The 17,941-nt window shown below is 46.9% G+C and carries 18 protein-coding genes; 8 read left to right on the top strand and 10 right to left on the bottom strand.

The annotated features are described in order from the left end of the window. Positions 1-133 precede the first annotated feature (133 nt). Positions 134-1,303, bottom strand: coding sequence for a lipopolysaccharide assembly protein LapB (lapB, locus tag ACTHUR_RS00075; RefSeq protein WP_003684462.1), 1,170 nt, complete (start codon positions 1,301-1,303; stop codon positions 134-136). A gap of 25 nt (positions 1,304-1,328) precedes the next feature. Continuing rightward, the gene (locus tag ACTHUR_RS00080; protein ID WP_004521063.1) at positions 1,329-1,652 is read right to left on the bottom strand and encodes a LapA family protein; all 324 of its coding nucleotides are present in this window, start codon (positions 1,650-1,652) and stop codon (positions 1,329-1,331) included. 213 nt (positions 1,653-1,865) lie between these two features. Here ACTHUR_RS00080 and ilvE point away from each other — a divergent pair, with 213 nt between their 5' ends. Both ilvE and ACTHUR_RS00090 read left to right on the top strand, forming a co-directional pair. Then, positions 1,866-2,864, top strand: coding sequence for a branched-chain-amino-acid transaminase (ilvE, locus tag ACTHUR_RS00085; protein ID WP_049344435.1), 999 nt, complete (start codon positions 1,866-1,868; stop codon positions 2,862-2,864). A 1,085-nt stretch (positions 2,865-3,949) separates the two neighbouring features. Next, the gene (locus ACTHUR_RS00090; RefSeq protein ID WP_070588515.1) at positions 3,950-6,190 is read left to right on the top strand and encodes a right-handed parallel beta-helix repeat-containing protein; all 2,241 of its coding nucleotides are present in this window, start codon (positions 3,950-3,952) and stop codon (positions 6,188-6,190) included. Positions 6,191-6,282: 92 nt separating this feature from the next. Here ACTHUR_RS00090 and metE read toward each other — a convergent pair whose 3' ends face one another. The 3 genes from metE to iscX form a co-directional block, all read right to left on the bottom strand. Next, positions 6,283-8,559: a 5-methyltetrahydropteroyltriglutamate--homocysteine S-methyltransferase gene (gene metE, locus ACTHUR_RS00095; protein ID WP_004521067.1), complete on the bottom strand. Its 2,277-nt coding sequence runs from the start codon at positions 8,557-8,559 to the stop codon at positions 6,283-6,285. A gap of 89 nt (positions 8,560-8,648) precedes the next feature. Beyond that, complete coding sequence (gene metF, locus ACTHUR_RS00100) at positions 8,649-9,530, bottom strand: methylenetetrahydrofolate reductase (RefSeq protein WP_049323818.1); 882 nt, start codon at positions 9,528-9,530, stop codon at positions 8,649-8,651. Between the two features lie 171 nt (positions 9,531-9,701). After that, positions 9,702-9,899, bottom strand: coding sequence for a Fe-S cluster assembly protein IscX (iscX, locus tag ACTHUR_RS00105; RefSeq protein ID WP_039861945.1), 198 nt, complete (start codon positions 9,897-9,899; stop codon positions 9,702-9,704). Between the two features lie 299 nt (positions 9,900-10,198). On the opposite strand from iscX, the gene ACTHUR_RS00110 reads away from it, so the two are divergent. Further along, complete coding sequence (locus ACTHUR_RS00110; protein WP_049337078.1) at positions 10,199-10,819, top strand: hypothetical protein; 621 nt, start codon at positions 10,199-10,201, stop codon at positions 10,817-10,819. 76 nt (positions 10,820-10,895) lie between these two features. On the opposite strand, the gene fdx is transcribed toward ACTHUR_RS00110, so the two are convergent. The 4 genes from fdx to hscA all read right to left on the bottom strand — a co-directional run bounded on the left by fdx (position 10,896) and on the right by hscA (position 14,260). After that, the gene (fdx, locus tag ACTHUR_RS00115) at positions 10,896-11,237 is read right to left on the bottom strand and encodes an ISC system 2Fe-2S type ferredoxin (RefSeq protein WP_003686005.1); all 342 of its coding nucleotides are present in this window, start codon (positions 11,235-11,237) and stop codon (positions 10,896-10,898) included. A gap of 92 nt (positions 11,238-11,329) precedes the next feature. Further along, on the bottom strand, positions 11,330-11,692 hold the full coding sequence (locus ACTHUR_RS00120; RefSeq protein ID WP_049337076.1) for a TIGR02328 family protein: 363 nt from the start codon (positions 11,690-11,692) through the stop codon (positions 11,330-11,332). Then, on the bottom strand, positions 11,689-12,318 hold the full coding sequence (locus ACTHUR_RS00125; protein ID WP_049337074.1) for a GIY-YIG nuclease family protein: 630 nt from the start codon (positions 12,316-12,318) through the stop codon (positions 11,689-11,691). Before ACTHUR_RS00125 ends, ACTHUR_RS00120 begins: the two co-directional genes overlap by 4 nt. A gap of 82 nt (positions 12,319-12,400) precedes the next feature. After that, a complete protein-coding gene (hscA, locus tag ACTHUR_RS00130) occupies positions 12,401-14,260 on the bottom strand; it encodes a Fe-S protein assembly chaperone HscA (protein WP_049337073.1) in 1,860 nt (619 codons plus the stop codon). A gap of 245 nt (positions 14,261-14,505) precedes the next feature. Here hscA and rpsF point away from each other — a divergent pair, with 245 nt between their 5' ends. From rpsF to mltB, 5 genes are all read left to right on the top strand, one after another. After that, a complete protein-coding gene (rpsF, locus tag ACTHUR_RS00135; RefSeq protein WP_004519252.1) occupies positions 14,506-14,877 on the top strand; it encodes a 30S ribosomal protein S6 in 372 nt (123 codons plus the stop codon). Continuing rightward, positions 14,874-15,176 carry a primosomal replication protein N gene (gene priB, locus ACTHUR_RS00140; protein WP_180947864.1) on the top strand — a complete coding sequence of 101 codons (303 nt, stop codon included), beginning with the start codon at positions 14,874-14,876 and terminating at the stop codon, positions 15,174-15,176. The genes rpsF and priB overlap by 4 nt, the downstream gene beginning before the upstream one ends. Positions 15,177-15,182: 6 nt before the next feature. After that, a complete protein-coding gene (gene rpsR, locus ACTHUR_RS00145; protein ID WP_003678863.1) occupies positions 15,183-15,413 on the top strand; it encodes a 30S ribosomal protein S18 in 231 nt (76 codons plus the stop codon). A gap of 16 nt (positions 15,414-15,429) precedes the next feature. Next, positions 15,430-15,882 carry a 50S ribosomal protein L9 gene (gene rplI, locus ACTHUR_RS00150; protein WP_003678862.1) on the top strand — a complete coding sequence of 151 codons (453 nt, stop codon included), beginning with the start codon at positions 15,430-15,432 and terminating at the stop codon, positions 15,880-15,882. A 201-nt stretch (positions 15,883-16,083) separates the two neighbouring features. After that, a complete protein-coding gene (gene mltB / locus ACTHUR_RS00155; protein WP_049337071.1) occupies positions 16,084-17,163 on the top strand; it encodes a lytic murein transglycosylase B in 1,080 nt (359 codons plus the stop codon). 58 nt (positions 17,164-17,221) lie between these two features. Here mltB and ACTHUR_RS00160 read toward each other — a convergent pair whose 3' ends face one another. After that, positions 17,222-17,935, bottom strand: a complete 714-nt coding sequence (locus ACTHUR_RS00160) for an aldose epimerase family protein (protein WP_004519255.1) — start codon at positions 17,933-17,935, stop codon at positions 17,222-17,224. Positions 17,936-17,941 lie beyond the last annotated feature (6 nt).

Here is a 17,941-nt window from a genome sequence, read left to right on the forward strand (position 1 = left end):
TTTCCGAATAATTAAGTATGATTCAACTTTATTTTTTTCTTGTTGGAACGATTCTTGCTTCCTTTCTTTGCTTTGTAATAAAAAGGCCGTCTGAAAAGATTTCAGACGGCCTTTTTTGATGCTCAACGTTTGATCAAATCTCGATTTTATTCGGCGTAAAGGTTTGCCATTTGTTGCAGGCTGGGCAGTGCCAGAAGAAGACTTGGGATTTGAAGTGGCAGTTGCGGCAGCGGTACATAACGCTTTTTTGCAGCTGGCGGCCGATAATGGAACGAATCATATCGGTGTCGGCTTTCCACTCCGGATTCATACTGCTGAGTTTCAAGCCAAGCAGGCGGTACACGCCGTTGAGGTCGGGTTTTTGGCGGACGAGTTCGACAGCGATTTGCGCCGCTTCGGTTTCGCCTTTGAGCAGCAGAGCCTTTTCGTAGATGACGTTGATCAGGTCAAGATCGGGAAAGGTTTGCATATAGCCGATGAGGCGGTTGAGGCCTTCTTCCTGCTTGCCTTGCGCGGCATAGGCTTCATAGAGCTTCTCGCCGACCATGCTCAGATAGGCGTGGTTTTGCTGCTCGATGGCGGAATACGCTTCCACTGCGGCAGGGAAGTTGCCCTGACGGTATTCGATGTCGCCGAGGATGATGTTGGCGCGCGTACATTTCTTGTTGGCTTCGAGTGCTTTGCCGATGTTGTAGCGTGCGGCGTCGAAGTTGGACTTGAACAGTGCGGCTTGGGCGATTTCGCAATAGAACTGGGCGATTTCAAACTGGTAGGTTTGTTCGTCATGGCTCAAGAGTTGCGCCATTTCGATGGCTTTTTCCCAGTCGCGGTCTTGTTGGTAAATACTCAAAAGGTGTTGGCGGGCTTCGCGTGCCATATCGCCTTCCTGCAAGCCGAGGAAGATTTGTTCGGCACGGTCCACCAAGCCTGCGCTTTGGTAGTTTTGCGCCAATTCAAAAAGCACGCGCGCGCGTTTTTCGTTGACTGTGTCGGGCGAATCGAGCAGGGCGCGGTGCATATTGATGGCTTTGTCGTTTTCGCCGCGTTGACGGTAGAGCTTGCCTAGGGTCAGGTTTAAGTCGTATGACTGCGGCTGTTGGTCAATCACTTCCGCCAATTCGCGCGCGGCGCGGCCACTGTTGCGGTCAACGAGGGCGTCAAGGCTTTTGTAAAACCCTGCCGGTATGCTTTTAGCCTGTTTCAGGACGGTCTTCATATCGACGCGCGCGGCAAACCAGCCCATAGCGAAGAAAACGGGGAGGAGGACGATGGGCAGTAAGATGACCCACAATTCGTTGTCCATGGTATTCCTTTATTGATTGGTGGCATTACGCTTTGGGAGTGGCTTCGGAAGTCGTTGCCGGTGTTTCGGTTTTGACCGGGGTCAGGTCTTTTTCGGAAAGGTGGGCGTATTTTTTCACTTCGGCACGCAGGCGGTTGTTTTCGCTGCGCAGGGACAGCAGACGGCCGAAGAGGGCAAACATACCGAACACGATACCGATAATAAATGCACCGAAAAGCACGACAATTAGCGGCAGATTGATGTTTTGGCCGGGCAGGTAGAAGAAGGATACGGTGTGGGTATTGGTAATGGCCAGCAGGAGGAAAACAAGAAGAATCAGGATTTTGATGATGGTATAGATGAGTTTCATGGGTTACTCCGGGTTGGCTGCGGTTGGGGCAGGCCGTCTGAAAAATGGTATCAGTTTAAACGATTTGCCGGATTTCGGATAGAACGGCATGTTTCAGACGGCAGGGGAGATGGTGTCTTTATGCTGACGGGTACTTGTCAAACCCATATTGAAAGGCGTATTGTTCAGTCTTTAGTTATTATCTTACAAATCAGAATAAGAAAGGCAATCATCATGAGCAGACCAGTCCCAGCCGTATTCGGCAGCGTTTTCCACGCTGAAATGCCCGTTATCGCTTATCGTGAAGGTAAATGGCAACCGGTAGAATGGCAATCTTCCAAAGACCTGACACTCGCCCCCGGCGCACATGCTTTGCATTATGGCAGCGAATGTTTTGAAGGTTTGAAGGCATTCCGTCAGGCAAACGGCAAAATCGTGATGTTCCGCCCGACTGCTAACATCGCGCGTATGCAGCAAAGCGCAGATATTCTGCACCTACCGTGTCCTGAGACAGAGGCTTATTTGAATGCTTTGATCGAATTGGTCAAACGTTCCGCCGAGGAAATCCCTGATGCGCCTGCCGCTTTGTACCTGCGTCCGACTTTGATCGGTACCGACCCTGTGATCGGCAAAGCCGGTTCTCCTTCCGAAACAGCCTTGCTGTACATTCTGGCTTCTCCTGTCGGTGACTATTTCAAAGCCGGTTCGCCCGTTAAAATCTTGGTGGAAACCGAACATATCCGTTGCGCCCCACATATGGGTCGTGTGAAATGCGGCGGCAACTACGCTTCCGCCATGCCTTGGGTATTGAAAGCCAAAGCAGAGCATGGTGCAAACCAAGTATTGTTCTGCCCGAATGGCGACGTTCAGGAAACCGGCGCGTCCAACTTTATCCTGATTAACGGCGATGAAATCATTACCAAACCGTTGACAGATGAATTCCTGCACGGCGTTACCCGTGATTCCGTGCTGACTGTTGCCAAAGATTTGGGTTACACTGTTACCGAGCGCAACTTTACTGTCGACGAGCTGAAAACTGCGATTGAGAATGGTGCGGAAGCGATTCTGACTGGTACGGCTGCGGTTATTTCTCCAGTAACTTCTTTCGTGATTGATGGCAAAGAAATTGAAGTGAAGAGCCAAGAGCGCGGTTACGCAATCCGTAAGGCGATTACCGACATTCAATACGGTTTGACAGAAGACAAACACGGCTGGTTGGTCGAAGTTTGTTAAGTAGAACGTTAATATAAAAGGCCGTCTGAAATATTTTTTCAGACGGCTTTTTTTATTGGCATTTAGAAGGAAAAAGCGATAATAAAATGCTAAATTTTTTAAACAAACGGTAGTATTTTTAGATAATCGGTATATAATGCGCAGTCATGTTGTAAAAATACATATTGGAAATATCGAATTTTATTGATTTTTAGAAGAAGTTAAAAACAGTTATAGATATTTATTCTGTATATTTTGTAAATTTAGTTAAATAGGGAATGCTAAAAACATATCGTGTTAGAATTTCCCTCCTTTTTGGCTTCGCGGGATTCACTCTGTCAAGTCAAAAAGGAAACCAGTGCAAGATAAAACCATTTTTATTTTGCTATAAAAATCAAAAATAACTTAACTCTGGATGAACTAATCAATTAAAAAGGGACTCTGATACATTTCCGTCAAAAATAACCGGATACATGGTACGCGGACAGATCGCCTATATAAAGTCATCCAAGGGTTCTGTCTGACACCATGACCGTTTCCAATCAGAAAACCGGCAGAAGGGGAAACGCTGCCGAGTTTCTCAAAGCGGCCAACTTCAGTTTGGCCTTTATACAGGCAATTGTTGTTACGACAGAATCCGTCTTACCTCTTTAATCAATCGGCTTTTTTGTTGCACGCTTGTGCGGTGGGAAAGGCGATATTCGATACAAGGAAATACGCTGATTATGTCACATAAACTTGCTCCTCTTGGCCGTACCCACATTCGTCACGGCTCATCCACACCTGAAGCAAATTCCAAATCATCTTCTCCTCTAAAAGAATGGATACACACCCACAATTGGGGGGATATGCCGTCGGTTTCTCCTGAGCTTAAGCAATTAAGCGGTAAAAATACGGTAACGAGAGAAGTAGTGCATGTGGCGGAGGCAGCAAGATTTGACAGTTCATCATCATCTTCAGACGGCCTTGTGACAAAAATGCATGTTGCACGGGCCAGTGTTGCTTCTGTAAGCAGCGTTTCCAGTAAACATATCATTGCGCCTAAAGTAACAAATAAACCTGCCGCTACCGATAAAGCAACGGCAGCTAAACCAGTCAATAAATCGATGGAAAAAATTCTGGCTGAAAAGCAAAAAATTTACGAAGAGGCTAAAGCAAAAAAAATAGCCGAGGCTGCCGCTGCCAAAGCAAAGGCGGTCGAACGCGCAAAAGAAGCGCATAAAGCGGCAGTCGAAAAAGCGATTGCAGAGCGTAAAGCCAAACAAGAAGCCGCCCGCAAAGAGAAAGAGGAGGAAGACAGAATTGCCGAAGAAAAAGAAACCGTTGAGATTGTTCATAAAAAGAATCTGAAGGATTCAGACGGCCATGACAAAATAGCGGGCGTTTCTTCCGGTAAAAAAGCAATCAATAGCCACGACGGCCACCTCAGTTCGGGTAAAGCAAACAAAATTGACGACCATGCTGAAAGCAGGGTAGGCCTATCCGGAAAATACCGCGTGTATGAATCTAAAGAGTACGGTAATTACGTTCGTGTGAATGATTTTGGTGCCGATGCGCAGGGTAAAAAAGACAGTCTTCAGGCATTTAAAGCAGCTTTAGAAGCGGCTCATAAAGAAAAAGCCATGGTCTTCTTGGATGGTACTTACTATATTTCCAACCAGATTGTGATGGATAAAACCGTTTCCGGCGCACGCGGTTTGTTTGGTTCGGGTATGGGCAAAACCAAAGTAACGTTTGATAAAGCGCAGACGGGCGTGTTCAATCCGGACACCAACCATGACGATATCCGCGAATTTGCCGGTATTTTGGTTGATGGGCAAAACAATAAAACCATTGCCGACTTGTCGGTTCAATATACCAACCCTGATTTTTACCGCAAAGGCTTAAGCTATTTTGGCAAGGTAAACGGCATTTTAGTGAACGATGCGGACAATACTTTAATCAGCAAAGTAGAGGTTTCCGGTGCCAATCGTGCTGGTGTGATGTTTACGTCAACCGCTTCTTTGGAAACGGAAAAAGGTCAAAAACTGACCTTTAAAGCGCGCGTACAAAGCGGCGAAATTGATGAAAAATACGAAGCGCTGCCTTTGGGTGAAAACAACCGTATTGTTGATTCGTATCTGCACCACAACCGCGTTGCCGGTGCGCTGATCGGTTTCCAACAAAACTTTATCGGCGAGGGCAACCGTTTGGATTGGAACGGCCACGAAGCGGACGGCGGTACCGGCTATGGTATGGCTGTGGCTGCGGGTAGTTACAATTACGGCATCACATACCGTAAAAACACGACTGACCACAACTACCGCAAAGGCTTGGATGTGCATGATGGTACAGGCATTGTCATTGAAGACAATGTGTTAACGGGTGACCGGCTGTATGGTATTGTTGCCTACAACCGCCAGTTTTCTATGGATAAAGTCAAAATTACGGGCAATACCATTATCCAAGACCCGAGCTTCCGTTTGAATGTTGATGATGACTTGGGTAAGTACTACCACATGTATTCAGGGATTCAGGTACAAACCAATACCCAATACAAAGATTTGCACTCGGCTGATAAAGGTTATTTCGATATTAGCGATAATGTCATTAAAAATCTGACGGTTTATCAAAACAATATTCAGACCTACGCGATTGAGTTCCGTAACCATGAAAGCAAAATGGATTACACGCTCAATATGGCAAACAACAAGATCAGCGGCGAATCTACCAAATATCTGATTGCCGTCATCAACGATACCTACGACCGCGTTTTATCTAAAAACGGCATTGGTAGCGGTACCATTACCATCAGCGGCAATGATGCCGATATTGGTAAGATTATGAAAGGCGCAGTACCGGTTTATGTGGAAGAACACCATGGCAATGTCGCTATGCATGGTGCGGTGACAATTCACAACAACAAAATTTCCGTGCGCGAAGAATCTGAAGGCTATGTTGAATTTGCCTATTTAAAGAGCAATGCCAAAGAGTACAACATCACCAATAACACATTGAAACTTGGTGGTGCCCTGAATGATGCTTTGGTAGACGTACACAGTACCAACCCTAAAGGCAAAGCATCTTTAAATGTAGCCAACAACAAAATCATGACGGACATTAAAGGCAAACTGTATGATTCATGGCTGCGCTTTGAAAACGACATCAAGACGTATTCTGAAGGCAATAGCCATAACGGCGCAGCACTGAAAAAGGTGAATACGACCGGCAGTAAAGTGGCATTGAGCGATATCTTGTCAGAAGCTAACCATATTGTTGAAACGACTAAAGAGACTGTGTATCACCATACTCAGAACGTGTATACATCAGGAGTGGAAGAACATCATACAACGACAGGGATTTTGTAAGTTGTTGAAGTCGTAATCTTTATGTTTTAAATATTGATAAATAAAAAAAGGCCGTCTGAAAATTTTCAGACGGCCTTTTCATCTAACTCACATTATTTAGCCAGTTCGGCACGCAGTTTGTGGGTTACGTTCATCATCACTTGGAGTTGTTCCAGAGTTTCTTTCCAGCCACGGGTTTTCAGGCCGCAGTCCGGGTTAACCCACAGACGTTCAACCGGTACAACCTCGATGGCTTTGCGCAACAGATGCTCAACTTCAGCTTCAGTCGGTACGCGTGGGCTGTGGATGTCGTAAACACCTGGGCCAATGTCGTTCGGGTATTTGAATTCGCCGAACGCGGTCAAGAGCTCCATATCGGAACGTGAAGTTTCAATGGTGATGACGTCAGCGTCCATAGCAGCGATGGCAGGCAGGATGTCGTTGAACTCAGAATAGCACATATGAGTGTGGATTTGGGTGCTGTCTTCGCAACCGGTAGAGGACAGGCGGAAAGATTCGCCGGCCCAGTTCAGGTAGGCATCCCAATCGGCACGTTTCAAAGGCAGACCTTCGCGGATGGCAGGTTCGTCAATTTGGATGACTTTGATGCCGGCTTTTTCCAGATCCAATACTTCGTCGTTCAGAGCCAGTGCGATTTGTTTGCACACGGTAGAGCGAGGAATATCATTGCGGACAAAAGACCATTGCAGAATGGTTACAGGGCCGGTCAACATACCTTTCATCGGGCGTTTGGTCAGGCTTTGAGCGTAAGTAGACCAAGCCACAGTCATGGCTTCAGGACGACTTACGTCACCAAAGATGATAGGTGGTTTAACGCAACGTGAGCCGTAGCTTTGTACCCAGCCGTATTGGGTGAATGCAAAACCGCTCAACAATTCGCCGAAGTATTCAACCATGTCGTTACGCTCGGCTTCGCCGTGTACCAGTACGTCCAAGTCCAGTTTTTCTTGCTCTTCAACCACCAAGGCGATTTCTTTTTTCATCGCGGCTTCGTAATCTGCGGCAGACAGTTCGCCTTTTTTGAAGGCTGCACGTGCTTGGCGGATTTCGGTAGTTTGTGGGAAAGAACCGATGTTGGTAGTCGGCAGTAAAGGCAGGTTCAACCATGCTTGTTGCGCTTTGATACGGTCGGCAAATGGAGATTTGCGTTGGTCTGCGTTGGCAGGCAAATCGGCCAGGCGTTTGGCAACGTCTGCACGGTGGATTTCGCTGCTGTTGGCACGGGAGTCGGCGGCAGCTTGGCTAGCGGCCAGTTCTTCGGCAACAGAATCACGACCTTCGTTCAATGCGGCTTTCAGAACGCGCAATTCTTGGGTTTTTTGCAGGGTGAATGCCAACCAAGAGTACAGGTCAGGTTTGTTGGCTTTCAGTTTTTCTTCAACTGACAAGTCAAATGGAGTGTGCAGCAGAGAGCAAGAGCTGGAGATCCACAAACGGTCGCCCAGTTTGGCTTGCAGAGGCTCGACAGTTTCCAAAACTTTGTTCAGGTTGGCGCGCCAAATGTTGCGGCCGTCGATAACGCCGGCAGACAGAACTTTGTCGTAGTCGGCAAATGCGTCCAGCTGTTCAGGAGCGCGTACCAAGTCGATGTGCAGGCCGTCAACAGGCAGGGATTTCAGCAAAGTAGCGTGTTCGGCAACAGAACCGAAGTAAGTGCTCAACAGGATTTTGGCGCTTACTTTGCTCAAAGTAGCGTAAACGTCTTTGTATGCTTCTACCCATTCTTTAGGCAGGTCAACAGTCAAAGCAGGCTCGTCGATTTGAATCCACTCGGCACCGGCTTCAACCAAAGCAGTCAGGATTTCAACGTAAACAGGCAACAGTTTAGGCAACAGGCTCAGACGGTCGAATTCAACAGCGCCTTTTTCTTTACCAACCCACAGGAAAGTCAACGGACCAACAACGGTCGGTTTGGCTTTCAGACCCAAAGCTTGGGCTTCTTGCAGTTGTTGAACGTAGTGTTTGGCGTTGGCTTTGAATTCGGTATCGGCGTGGAATTCAGGCACCAAGTAGTGGTAGTTGGTGTCGAACCATTTGGTCATTTCGATAGCGAATTGGTCTTTGTTACCGCGGGCCAGTTGGAAGAATTGTTCCAAAGACAGGTTTTGGTTGTCGAAGCCGAAACGGGCAGGGATGGCACCGGTAGCAACTTGCAGGTCGAGGATGTGGTCGTAGAAAGTGAAATCGCCTACAGCAACGTAATCAGCGTTGGCAGCAGCTTGGTGTTTCCAGTTTTTCTCGCGCAAGTCTTTAGCAACAGCCAGCAATTCTTGCTCGCTGATTTCTTTGCGCCAGTATTTTTCTTGTGCGAATTTCAATTCGCGGAAGGCACCGACGCGCGGGAAGCCTGAAAAATGCAATGTTGTCATGTTAACTCTCCTAGTTGGAATTTTGAATCAGGCCAGTATGGCCTGAATGTTCGATATTGTAAATCAGAATGGGGAGGCCGTCTGTTTTATTAACGGGGGCGTACACCCAAAATATGGCAGATGGCGTAAGTCAGTTCGCTGCGGTTGAGGGTGTAGAAGTGGAAGTCTTTGACACCTTCGCGCGAGAGGACTTTGACCATGTCGATGGCGATGCTGGCGGCAACAAGGTTGCGCGTGCCTTGGTCGTCATCCAAACCTTCGTACATTTTAGACAGCCAGCTTGGGATTTTGACATTGGTCACTTGGGCCATTTTGGTCAATTGTTTGAAATTGGTTACGGGCAGGATGCCGGGAACAATTTCAACGTCAATGCCCATCATCACGCAACGGTCGCGGAAGCGCAGATAGCTTTCCACGTCAAAGAAAAATTGGGTAATAACGTGGTTTGCACCCGCATCAATTTTGCGTTTCAGATTGATTAAGTCGGCTTGTGCGGATTTGGCTTCCGGGTGCACTTCTGGATAGGCTGCTACGGAAATATCAAAGTCGGCAACGGAGCGCAACAGTTTGACCAAATCTTCGGCATAGAAAGGTTTTTTCTCGTAGCCGGGCGGCTCGTCGCCACGCAGGGCGACAATGCGGCGGATACCGCTATCCCAATAATCTTTGGCGATTTGGCGCAACTCGTCAGGGCTGGCGTCGATACCTGTCAGGTGGGGGGCAGCGTCAAGGCCGGTTTCTTGTTTGATGCGTTTGACGATGCTGTGTGTGCGGTCGCGTTCGCCGGAGTTTGCACCGTAGGTTACGGAAACGAATTTCGGATGCAGGGTTTGCAGGCGATGGATGGAATCCCACAGCATGGTTTCCATTTGTTCGTTTTTCGGCGGGAAAAATTCGAATGAAACATTGATGTCGCCTTTTAAATCAGAAAGGCTGTTGTTTAAAGCGGCGATTTCTCGAGCGTGATTCATGGCTATGCACCTTCTGCATATCTTTTATTTGTTGTCAGGTTGCATAATAAATTTGAGGTTGGTATGAGTCAATTTCGAAATTTTCCGAAATTGTATGAATAAATTTAATAAAGACCTCAGGCCGTCTGAAAAACTGTCTGAGGTCTTGTTTGATAGGGAAGTGGGGAAAGATTATTCTGCTTCATCTATCCACGCTTGTTGCACGGCTTCGAGAATACGCTCGCCGCAACGCGTCGGGTCATCGTCAAATTCAGGCAAAGCCATAATTAAATCACGCAGTTGGGTAAAGCGTACGGTTTTCGGATCGATGCTGTCGCCGTGTAAGTCGTAGAGTTCTTCGGCGATGCGTTGGGTATCTGTCCATTTCATGATGTGTTCCTTTATTGGGTTTGGGCTATTAGTAATTATTTTAATCAAGAAGAAGTTGGACTGCCAGATTGTTTTACGGAAGATTGGCAGATAAATGATGGCGCTATTTTTTAACAAAATAGCATAGTTGCGTTAAAATACGGCAAGACACTTAAAATTCACGGCAATCTGCCGTTTTATACTTTCTATTCCGCTTTGTATGATTTGGTTTTCATACAAAATTTACACTTTGTTATGCAACCAAATTTTTTGGAACGGCTCTTAAGACAATCCATCGCTTAAAAATAAAAGGAAAAAAGATGAATAACGCACTCAACGCCAAGCTGTCCAAGCTGATTTACGCGCTCGCTTCCGATGATCCGGAGTATCTGTCCCAAGCAGGTGCATTCGACCGTTTGCTGTTGTTGGTTCGTGAACTTTATCGGATGCTGGACGAAACAGAAGGTTTGAAGCAGCTGGTGTTCCGTCTGTATTACGGCAAGCATTATGGTTTGATTAAACTGGATGCCGCTTCACCCAATGACGATGCAGGCGCATTGAGGTTGAAACGTTGGATGGTTTATTCGCGTATCGCAGAGCGTATCGAAAATTGCGGCAAGCATTTGTCGGTCGTGCTTGAAAATGCTGTATTGGAAAATGGCGCAAACAAATCTCATTATATAGATGAAGCCAATGCCATTATCGAGCGTTTCGGTTTAGTAAGGGATGAGGCTGCACTTTCGGCCATTGAGGCGGAGGAAGCGTTGAAGGTAGAGGCTGAACTGCCGACCGTAAACAAATCTCAAAACGCGGCTCCCCGTTATAACGGCAATGTGCATCAAATCAGAATGCAAGAAAAAATTGAAAATTACTCCGCTACGCAGAAAGTGGCCTCCATGCAGATTTCGCGTATGCGTTTTATTTTCCCTCATATCAAATAGTTTGCTGCATAACCAAAAGGCCGTCTGAAAACCATGAATTTGTGGTTTTAGACGGCCTTCTTCATACAATCTTGTTTTAGTGGTCTTCACGTGCATGGTTGATCGTATATTTGGGGATTTCTACGACCAAATCTTCATCGGCAACGACTGCCTGACAGCTCAAGCGTGAATCGGCTTCCAAGCCCCATGCTTGGTCGAGCAAGTCTTCTTCCAATTCGGTCGGTTCTTCCAGGCTGTCAAAACCTTTGCGGATAATCACGTGGCAGGTGGTGCAGGCGCAGGATTTTTCGCAGGCGTGATCGACTTCGATATCGTGGTCGAGCAGTACGTCAAGGACGGTTTGGCCTTCCGGTGCATCTTCGATAACTGCGCCTTCAGGGCATAATGTCGCGTGTGGGAGTACGGTAATTTTTGGCATTTTTATTGTCTCGGTTGTTTAAGAGTGGTTGTGGTTAAAGTGGTTTCAGACGGCCTTGGGTATTCAATATTCAGGCCGTCTGAAAAATGGGTTTATAACATGATGCCTTTACTTTTTAAATTTTCCAGACATTCGTCCAAGTAAGCATCATCATGTTCAGCATAAATCGGCGAAGTAGCTGTTTCAGCCGCGTGCGAATGGTATGGGGCAACGGCTTTGCCGCGATACAGCGGGTCTTTCCATAAGGTATCGGGTTTGTAACCGCGCTTTTCCATCTCTTCCATAATCAACGCGTGATACAGATAGAGTTTGTAGGGCGAATGGGTAAAAACGTAATTAACCGTCGCATGCGGTCTGCCCCAGCCCGCTCCGCGTAAAGCAGCGCATTCGCGGTGTTGCCCCAAAAGCTGGGCGCGGGGTAGTAGGGGGATAAGGGTTTGGTGCCAGAGTCTCATTGTGATTCAAATAATTTTGAATATTCTGCGTAAGCTTTCTCTAAATTTTCTTTTGAGTAGGTAGTATAAATATGAAGACCTTCTTCAATTTCAGTAGTTAGCTTTGTTCCACTTTTCCCAAAGTATTCGTCTTTATAGAGACGGACTTTGGAATTTTTAGGTTTATGTGTATTTTTCGAAGAGATGAGATTTCTTAATATAGAAGGATTTTGTTGGTGCTTTTCTTTGATAAAGGAGATAAATGCACTTCTGTCTATTTCAAAAATTTTTTCTTGATGATGTTCTTCGACAGTTTTTTCAAAACCCAACTCTGCTATTTCATTTTTAGGAAATACAATTTCACCTCTTAATGAGAGAAAAAGCCTTTTCACAAGATTTTCATCAATTGCAAAAAGCTCAGTTTCTCCTATTCGGCTTTTGCCGAAAATTTCATGAAGTAAGGTTTCTTTTTCTTTATAGTTGTCGGTTTTAATCGCTAGAATACGTTCTAACCCGGCAACGTTTGCGTAGCCGTTGTTTTCCAAATGGCGCATTCTAGTTTCAAAATTATTTTCGTCAGTAATACCAATTTTATATACGCCTTTGATGACGGTTTTCATCAGGTAGACAATGCCCGCTTTTTCCATTGTTGTCCTTTATTTTTATTTCTGTATGAAGATATCTTTTCAGACGGCCTTTTTATCAAAGTCCGTCTGAAACCATTTGCCGTCAAATATTATCAACGCTTTGACCTGTCAACGCACGTTGGATGTTGCGGTTCATGCGTTTGGCGGCGAAGTTGTCTGTGCTGTGGCTGAGCTTGGCGACGGCGGAGCGGATGTCTTCGGCTTTGCCGTCTTTCAGACGGCCTTGCAAAACGGCGATGTCTTGTTGAATTTGTTGCAACTCTTCGGCATCCAGCAAATCGCTATCCAACTCAAGGGCAGCATTAACGGCGTCGGTCAGGCTTTCGGCTTCGACTACGGCTTCGGCGCGTGCGCGTGCGGCCATGTCTTCGGCGGCGTTGCTCATGCTGTCTTTGAGCATTTGAGTGATGGTGCTGTCGTCCAAGCCGTAGGAAGGTTTGACTTCGATTTGCGCCTGTACGCCGGTGCTTTGCTCTTGTGCGGAAACGGACAGCAAACCGTCGGCATCAACTTGGAAGGTCACGCGGATACGCGCTGCGCCTGCAGCCATGGGCGGAATGCCGCGCAGGGTAAATTTGGCAAGGCTGCGACAGTCGGAAACGAGTTCGCGCTCGCCTTGTACGACGTGTATCGTCATGGCGGTTTGACCGTCTTTGAAAGTGGTGAAGTCCTGTGCGCGTGCGGTAGGAATGGTGGAGTTGCGCGGGATAATTTTTTCGGCAAGACCGCCGTAGGTTTCCAATCCGAGTGACAAAGGTGTAACGTCAAGTAGCAGCCATTCGCCGTCGGTTTTGTTACCCGCAAGGACGTTTGCCTGTATGGCGGCGCCGAGTGCGACCACTTCGTCAGGATTGAGGTTGTTCAGTGGAGTTTGGCCAAAGAAGGTGGCAACTGCTTGTTGAACGTGCAACATGCGGGTAGAGCCGCCAACCATAATTACGCCCTTGACATCCGCCTTGGTTACGCCGGCATCTTTCAAAGCCTGTTTGACGGGCTCGATGGTTTTTTGTACCAGATTTTGGGTCAGATTGTGAAACTCTTGGCGGGTAATGACGGTATGAACTTTATGGCCGTCTGAAAGTATGGTCTCGATGACGGCTTCGGTTTGAGTGGTCAGTTTTTCTTTGGCGGTACGGGCAAGGGAAAGTAGAAGCTGGCTGTCTTGTTCGTTGAGTTTGGAAAGGTCGTTTTGTTCGAGTAGGTAGCAGAACAAACGATGGTCGAAGTCATCGCCGCCCAATGCGCTGTTGCCGCCGGTGGCTTTAACTTCAAACAGGCCTTTAGTCAGTTGCAATACGGATACGTCGAATGTGCCGCCGCCCAAGTCGTAAACGACAAACGTGCCTTCTGAGGCGTTGTCCAGTCCGTAGGCGATTGCGGCGGCAGTCGGCTCGTTGAGGAGGCGCAAGACGTTCAAGCCCGCCAAGCGTGCGGCATCTTTGGTGGCTTGACGTTGGGCGTCGTCAAAATAAGCGGGTACGGTAATGACGGCACCGACCAAATCACCGCCTAATGTTTCTTCGGCACGCGATTTAAGGGCTTTGAGGATTTCAGCCGATACTTCGATAGGCGTTTTTGCACCTTGACGGGTGTTTAATTCAACCACGCGCTCATTGGGTGTAAATCGATAGGGCAGGTATTGCGCCTCTTGTGCGAGGTCGGTAAGGGTACGGCCGATCAGGCGTTTGGCGGAGCTGACTGTATTTAACGGATCGGTTTTTTGGGCAGAAAGGGCGTTTTTGCCGACTTCAACTTCGCCATCCAAATAACGGACAACCGAAGGCAGGGTGGCGCGGCCGTCTGAATCGGGCAGGCAGACTGCGCTGCCGCTGCGGACTGTGGCAACCAAGCTGTTGGTTGTGCCTAAATCAATGCCTACGGCGAGGCGGTGTTGATGGGGGGCGGCGGACATGCCGGGTTCTGAAATCTGCAAAAGAGCCATGATTGTGTGCCTTCTGATGCTGTATTTATTAGGATGGGGCAGATTTTAGCAGATTTTTGGCAGATAGTTGAGTGGATTGCTAGGAAATAACCATAAGGCTTAATGTTGTTTTTTAATTGAAAAGAAAGTGGATTTTGAATTCAGACTTGTATTTTTTAAGAAATACGGATAAAATTCAGCCTCTTTGCCTTGCCTTTTACTTCGCATGGTGAAAGGCTGTTTTTAATCATCCATAAGGAGATAACATGCGTCATTACGAGATCGTGTTTATCGTTCATCCTGATCAAAGCGAGCAAGTGCCTGCTATGGTTGAGCGTTACAAAACCATGATTACTGAAGCCAACGGTAAAATCCACCGTTTGGAAGACTGGGGCCGTCGTCAATTGGCTTACCCAATCAACAAAATCCATAAAGCACACTATGTTTTGATGAATATCGAAACTACTCCCGAAGTGGTTGAAGAGCTGGAAACTGCTTTCCGCTTCAATGATGCCGTACTGCGTCACCTGACCATCAAAACAAAACACGCTGTAACTGAAGCTTCCCCAATGCTGGGCGGCGAAAAAGCAAAAAACTTGCTGAACGGTGCAGCTGAAGAAGTTGCAGCAGCTGAATAAGATTGAACAATCTGATTAAGCTTACCGCCCGTATCTTGCAGGTTCAGCCTTTGAGATATACGCCGGCAGGAATCCCTGTTTTAGATATTGTGTTGCAACATGAATCTTGGCAGGAAGAAAACGGACAAAAATGTCTGGTCAAATTTGAAATTCCCGCGCGGATTTTAGGTAAGCAGGCTGAGGAATGGCAGTATCGGCAAGATGCAGTCATCGAGTCGGAAGGTTTTTTGGCGCAACGCAGCCAACGCTTCCCCAAGCCGGTACTACGCATACAGAACATTAAAGAATATAAAGGTTAAACGACAATGGCTCGTCAATCATTCAAACGTAGAAAATTCTGCCGCTTTACGGCTGAAAAAATCCAAGAAGTTGATTACAAACAAGTTGATTTGTTGAAAGACTTCATCTCTGAAAACGGCAAAATCATCCCTGCCCGCATTACTGGTACTAAAGCACACTACCAACGTCAGTTGGCTACTGCTGTGAAACGTGCCCGTTTCCTGGCTCTGTTGCCTTACACCGATCAACACAAATAATTTTGGAGTTTAAATCATGCAAATTATTCTGTTAGAAAAAATCGGCGGTCTGGGTAACTTGGGTGACATCGTTACCGTTAAAAACGGTTACGCACGCAACTTCCTGATCCCTGCCGGTAAAGCAAAACGTGCAACCGAAGCCAACATGAAAGAATTCGAAGCACGCCGCGCTGAATTGGAAGCCAAACAAGCTGAAATCTTGGCTGATGCTAAAGCCCGTCAAGAAAAACTGGAAGGCCAAACCATTACTGTTGCTCAAAAAGCCGGTGTTGATGGTCGTCTGTTCGGTTCTGTTACCAATGCTGACATCGCTGAAGCGATTGTTGCTGCCGGTATCCAAGCTGCTAAAGCAAACGTACGTCTGCCTAACGGTCCGTTGAAAGCTGTTGGCGAATACGAAGTTGAAGTAGCTCTGCACACTGACGCTGTTGCTAAAATTACCGTTGCTGTTGTTGCAGCCGCTGAGTAATTGATTCATTCAAGGCCGTCTGAAAATCAAGGGTTTCCTTGAATTTCAGACGGCCTTGTTTATCTGCTTGAGCCGAAGTAAGTAAATATTGATTTGTCTATATTTTTAAGTCTGTCTAGAAATATAGCGGAAGAGATGATGTATTGGCCGAATATTCATTCGTGTTCGGGTTTGTCGTATTATTTAGTAAAGAGATTATTTATGAATAAAATCAAAATCTTTGGGATAGGTTTGACTGCTTTGGCTTTAGCTTCATGCGGCACTCCGCAAAAGCCTGCTGTTGATACGGCAAAACCTGTCGAGCCTGTTTCCTCTGCAAAACGCCCTGTATTTGATGCTGCGGCTGAATCTGTTGCCAGCAGCGGTTTTAATGAGAACGTCAATGTTCAGCAGTTTATCCAATATGAAGTGAAAAATCGCCGTTTCAGTGCGGAAGAGTTGCGCAATTTCTTTAATGGCGTGGTGTATAAAGGCAACATTATTACCATTATGTACCGCCCAAGCACTTCGCGTCCTTGGTATGAATTCCGCACCGGTAACTCTGGTGCAGCCAAATTTAATGGCGGCAGACAATTCTATGCGGCAAACCGTGCCGTAATTGATGATGTGGCACGCAAATACGGCGTACCTGCCGAATTGATTGTGGCGATTCTCGGGATTGAAACCAATTATGGTAAAAATACAGGCAGCTTCCGCGTTGCCGATGCCTTGAGTACATTGGCCTTTGATTATCCTCGCCGTGCCGAGTTTTTCCAAAATGAATTGAGTGAACTTTTGCAGATGGCAAAAGAAGAAAAAGAAAATATCTTTGACTTCAAAGGCAGCTATGCCGGCGCGATGGGCATGCCGCAATTTATGCCTTCAAGCTACCGTAAATGGGCGGTGGACTATGATGGTGATGGTCATCGCGATATTTGGAATAATGTTGGCGATGTGGCGGCTTCTGTCGCCAATTATATGAAACAGCATGGCTGGCAGACCGGCGGTAAGATGGTTGTGCCGGTAAGTCTGACGATTACTCCGCACTTGCAGGCGATTATCGATGAGAAAACTGCCTTGACGCGCACTGTCGCAGATTTCAAAGCTTTGGGTGTCGTGCCTCAAGCTGCTATTGCCGATAATGAAAAAGCTGTGCTGTATGCTTTGGAGACCAGCCCGGGCGTATTTGAATACTATTTGGGTCTGAATAACTTCTACACGGTATGGCAATACAACCACAGCCGTATGTATGTAACAGCGGTACGCGATATTGCGAATGCAATCAATAACAATGGCCTGTAAGCCATAAGAAAACCACCCTTTGGGGTGGTTTTTAAATATCGAGGATTTGTAAAGGGGGTTAAGCTATCAGTCTGATTTTCATGGCGTAACGTTTTTTGCTGTGTCCTGAAACAAACTGTCCTCCTCGGGCAGGGGATAAAAACGCATTGCCTTCTGCGGTTGGCTCTGCACAAGTATATTGACCGTTTCGATCGCTCCAAAGGGCATACACAGGCAGATTGTGGGTACGGATATCCAGTTTCAAGCCGTCAAATGCAACGTGTGCATCCTGGTCGGAGGAAACAAATTCGGTATGGGAGATATAGTCGGCATCGTATGGGGCGCCGTTGAAATCAAATTGTGTGCCGGCGGCGGTAAAGTAGGGGTGGAATCCTGGGGACGTGCGGATGGGTGATTCGCCGTAATTGCAGACAGTTAGGATGGCGATGGCTTCATTTTCGTTAGGCAGACTGTAATCGAGCAACCATTCGACGTGTTCATAGCCTTTTTCTGTGCTGATTAATTTTAAGCCGATATCTGATTCATTTTGATGGCGGATTTCCCAGTCTGAAGTTCTGCCGAAACCATGTTGGGCCAGATGATTTTTGCTGTCAGGTCCGAATTGAGGTAGGCAGACGTGCATGCCGCCGCGTAATTTTGTGTCATCGCCTACTTGAACGCTGGTTTTCGGAAATAAGACTTCCCATCCTTTTAGAATCAGGGAATCAATATATCCGCCCATTGTATTTACTTGCATAGTGGCTGATTGGTTGCGTAGTATGATTTCGGACATGATGTT

It is taken from the genome of Neisseria sp. P0021.S007 (genome assembly GCF_051956855.1).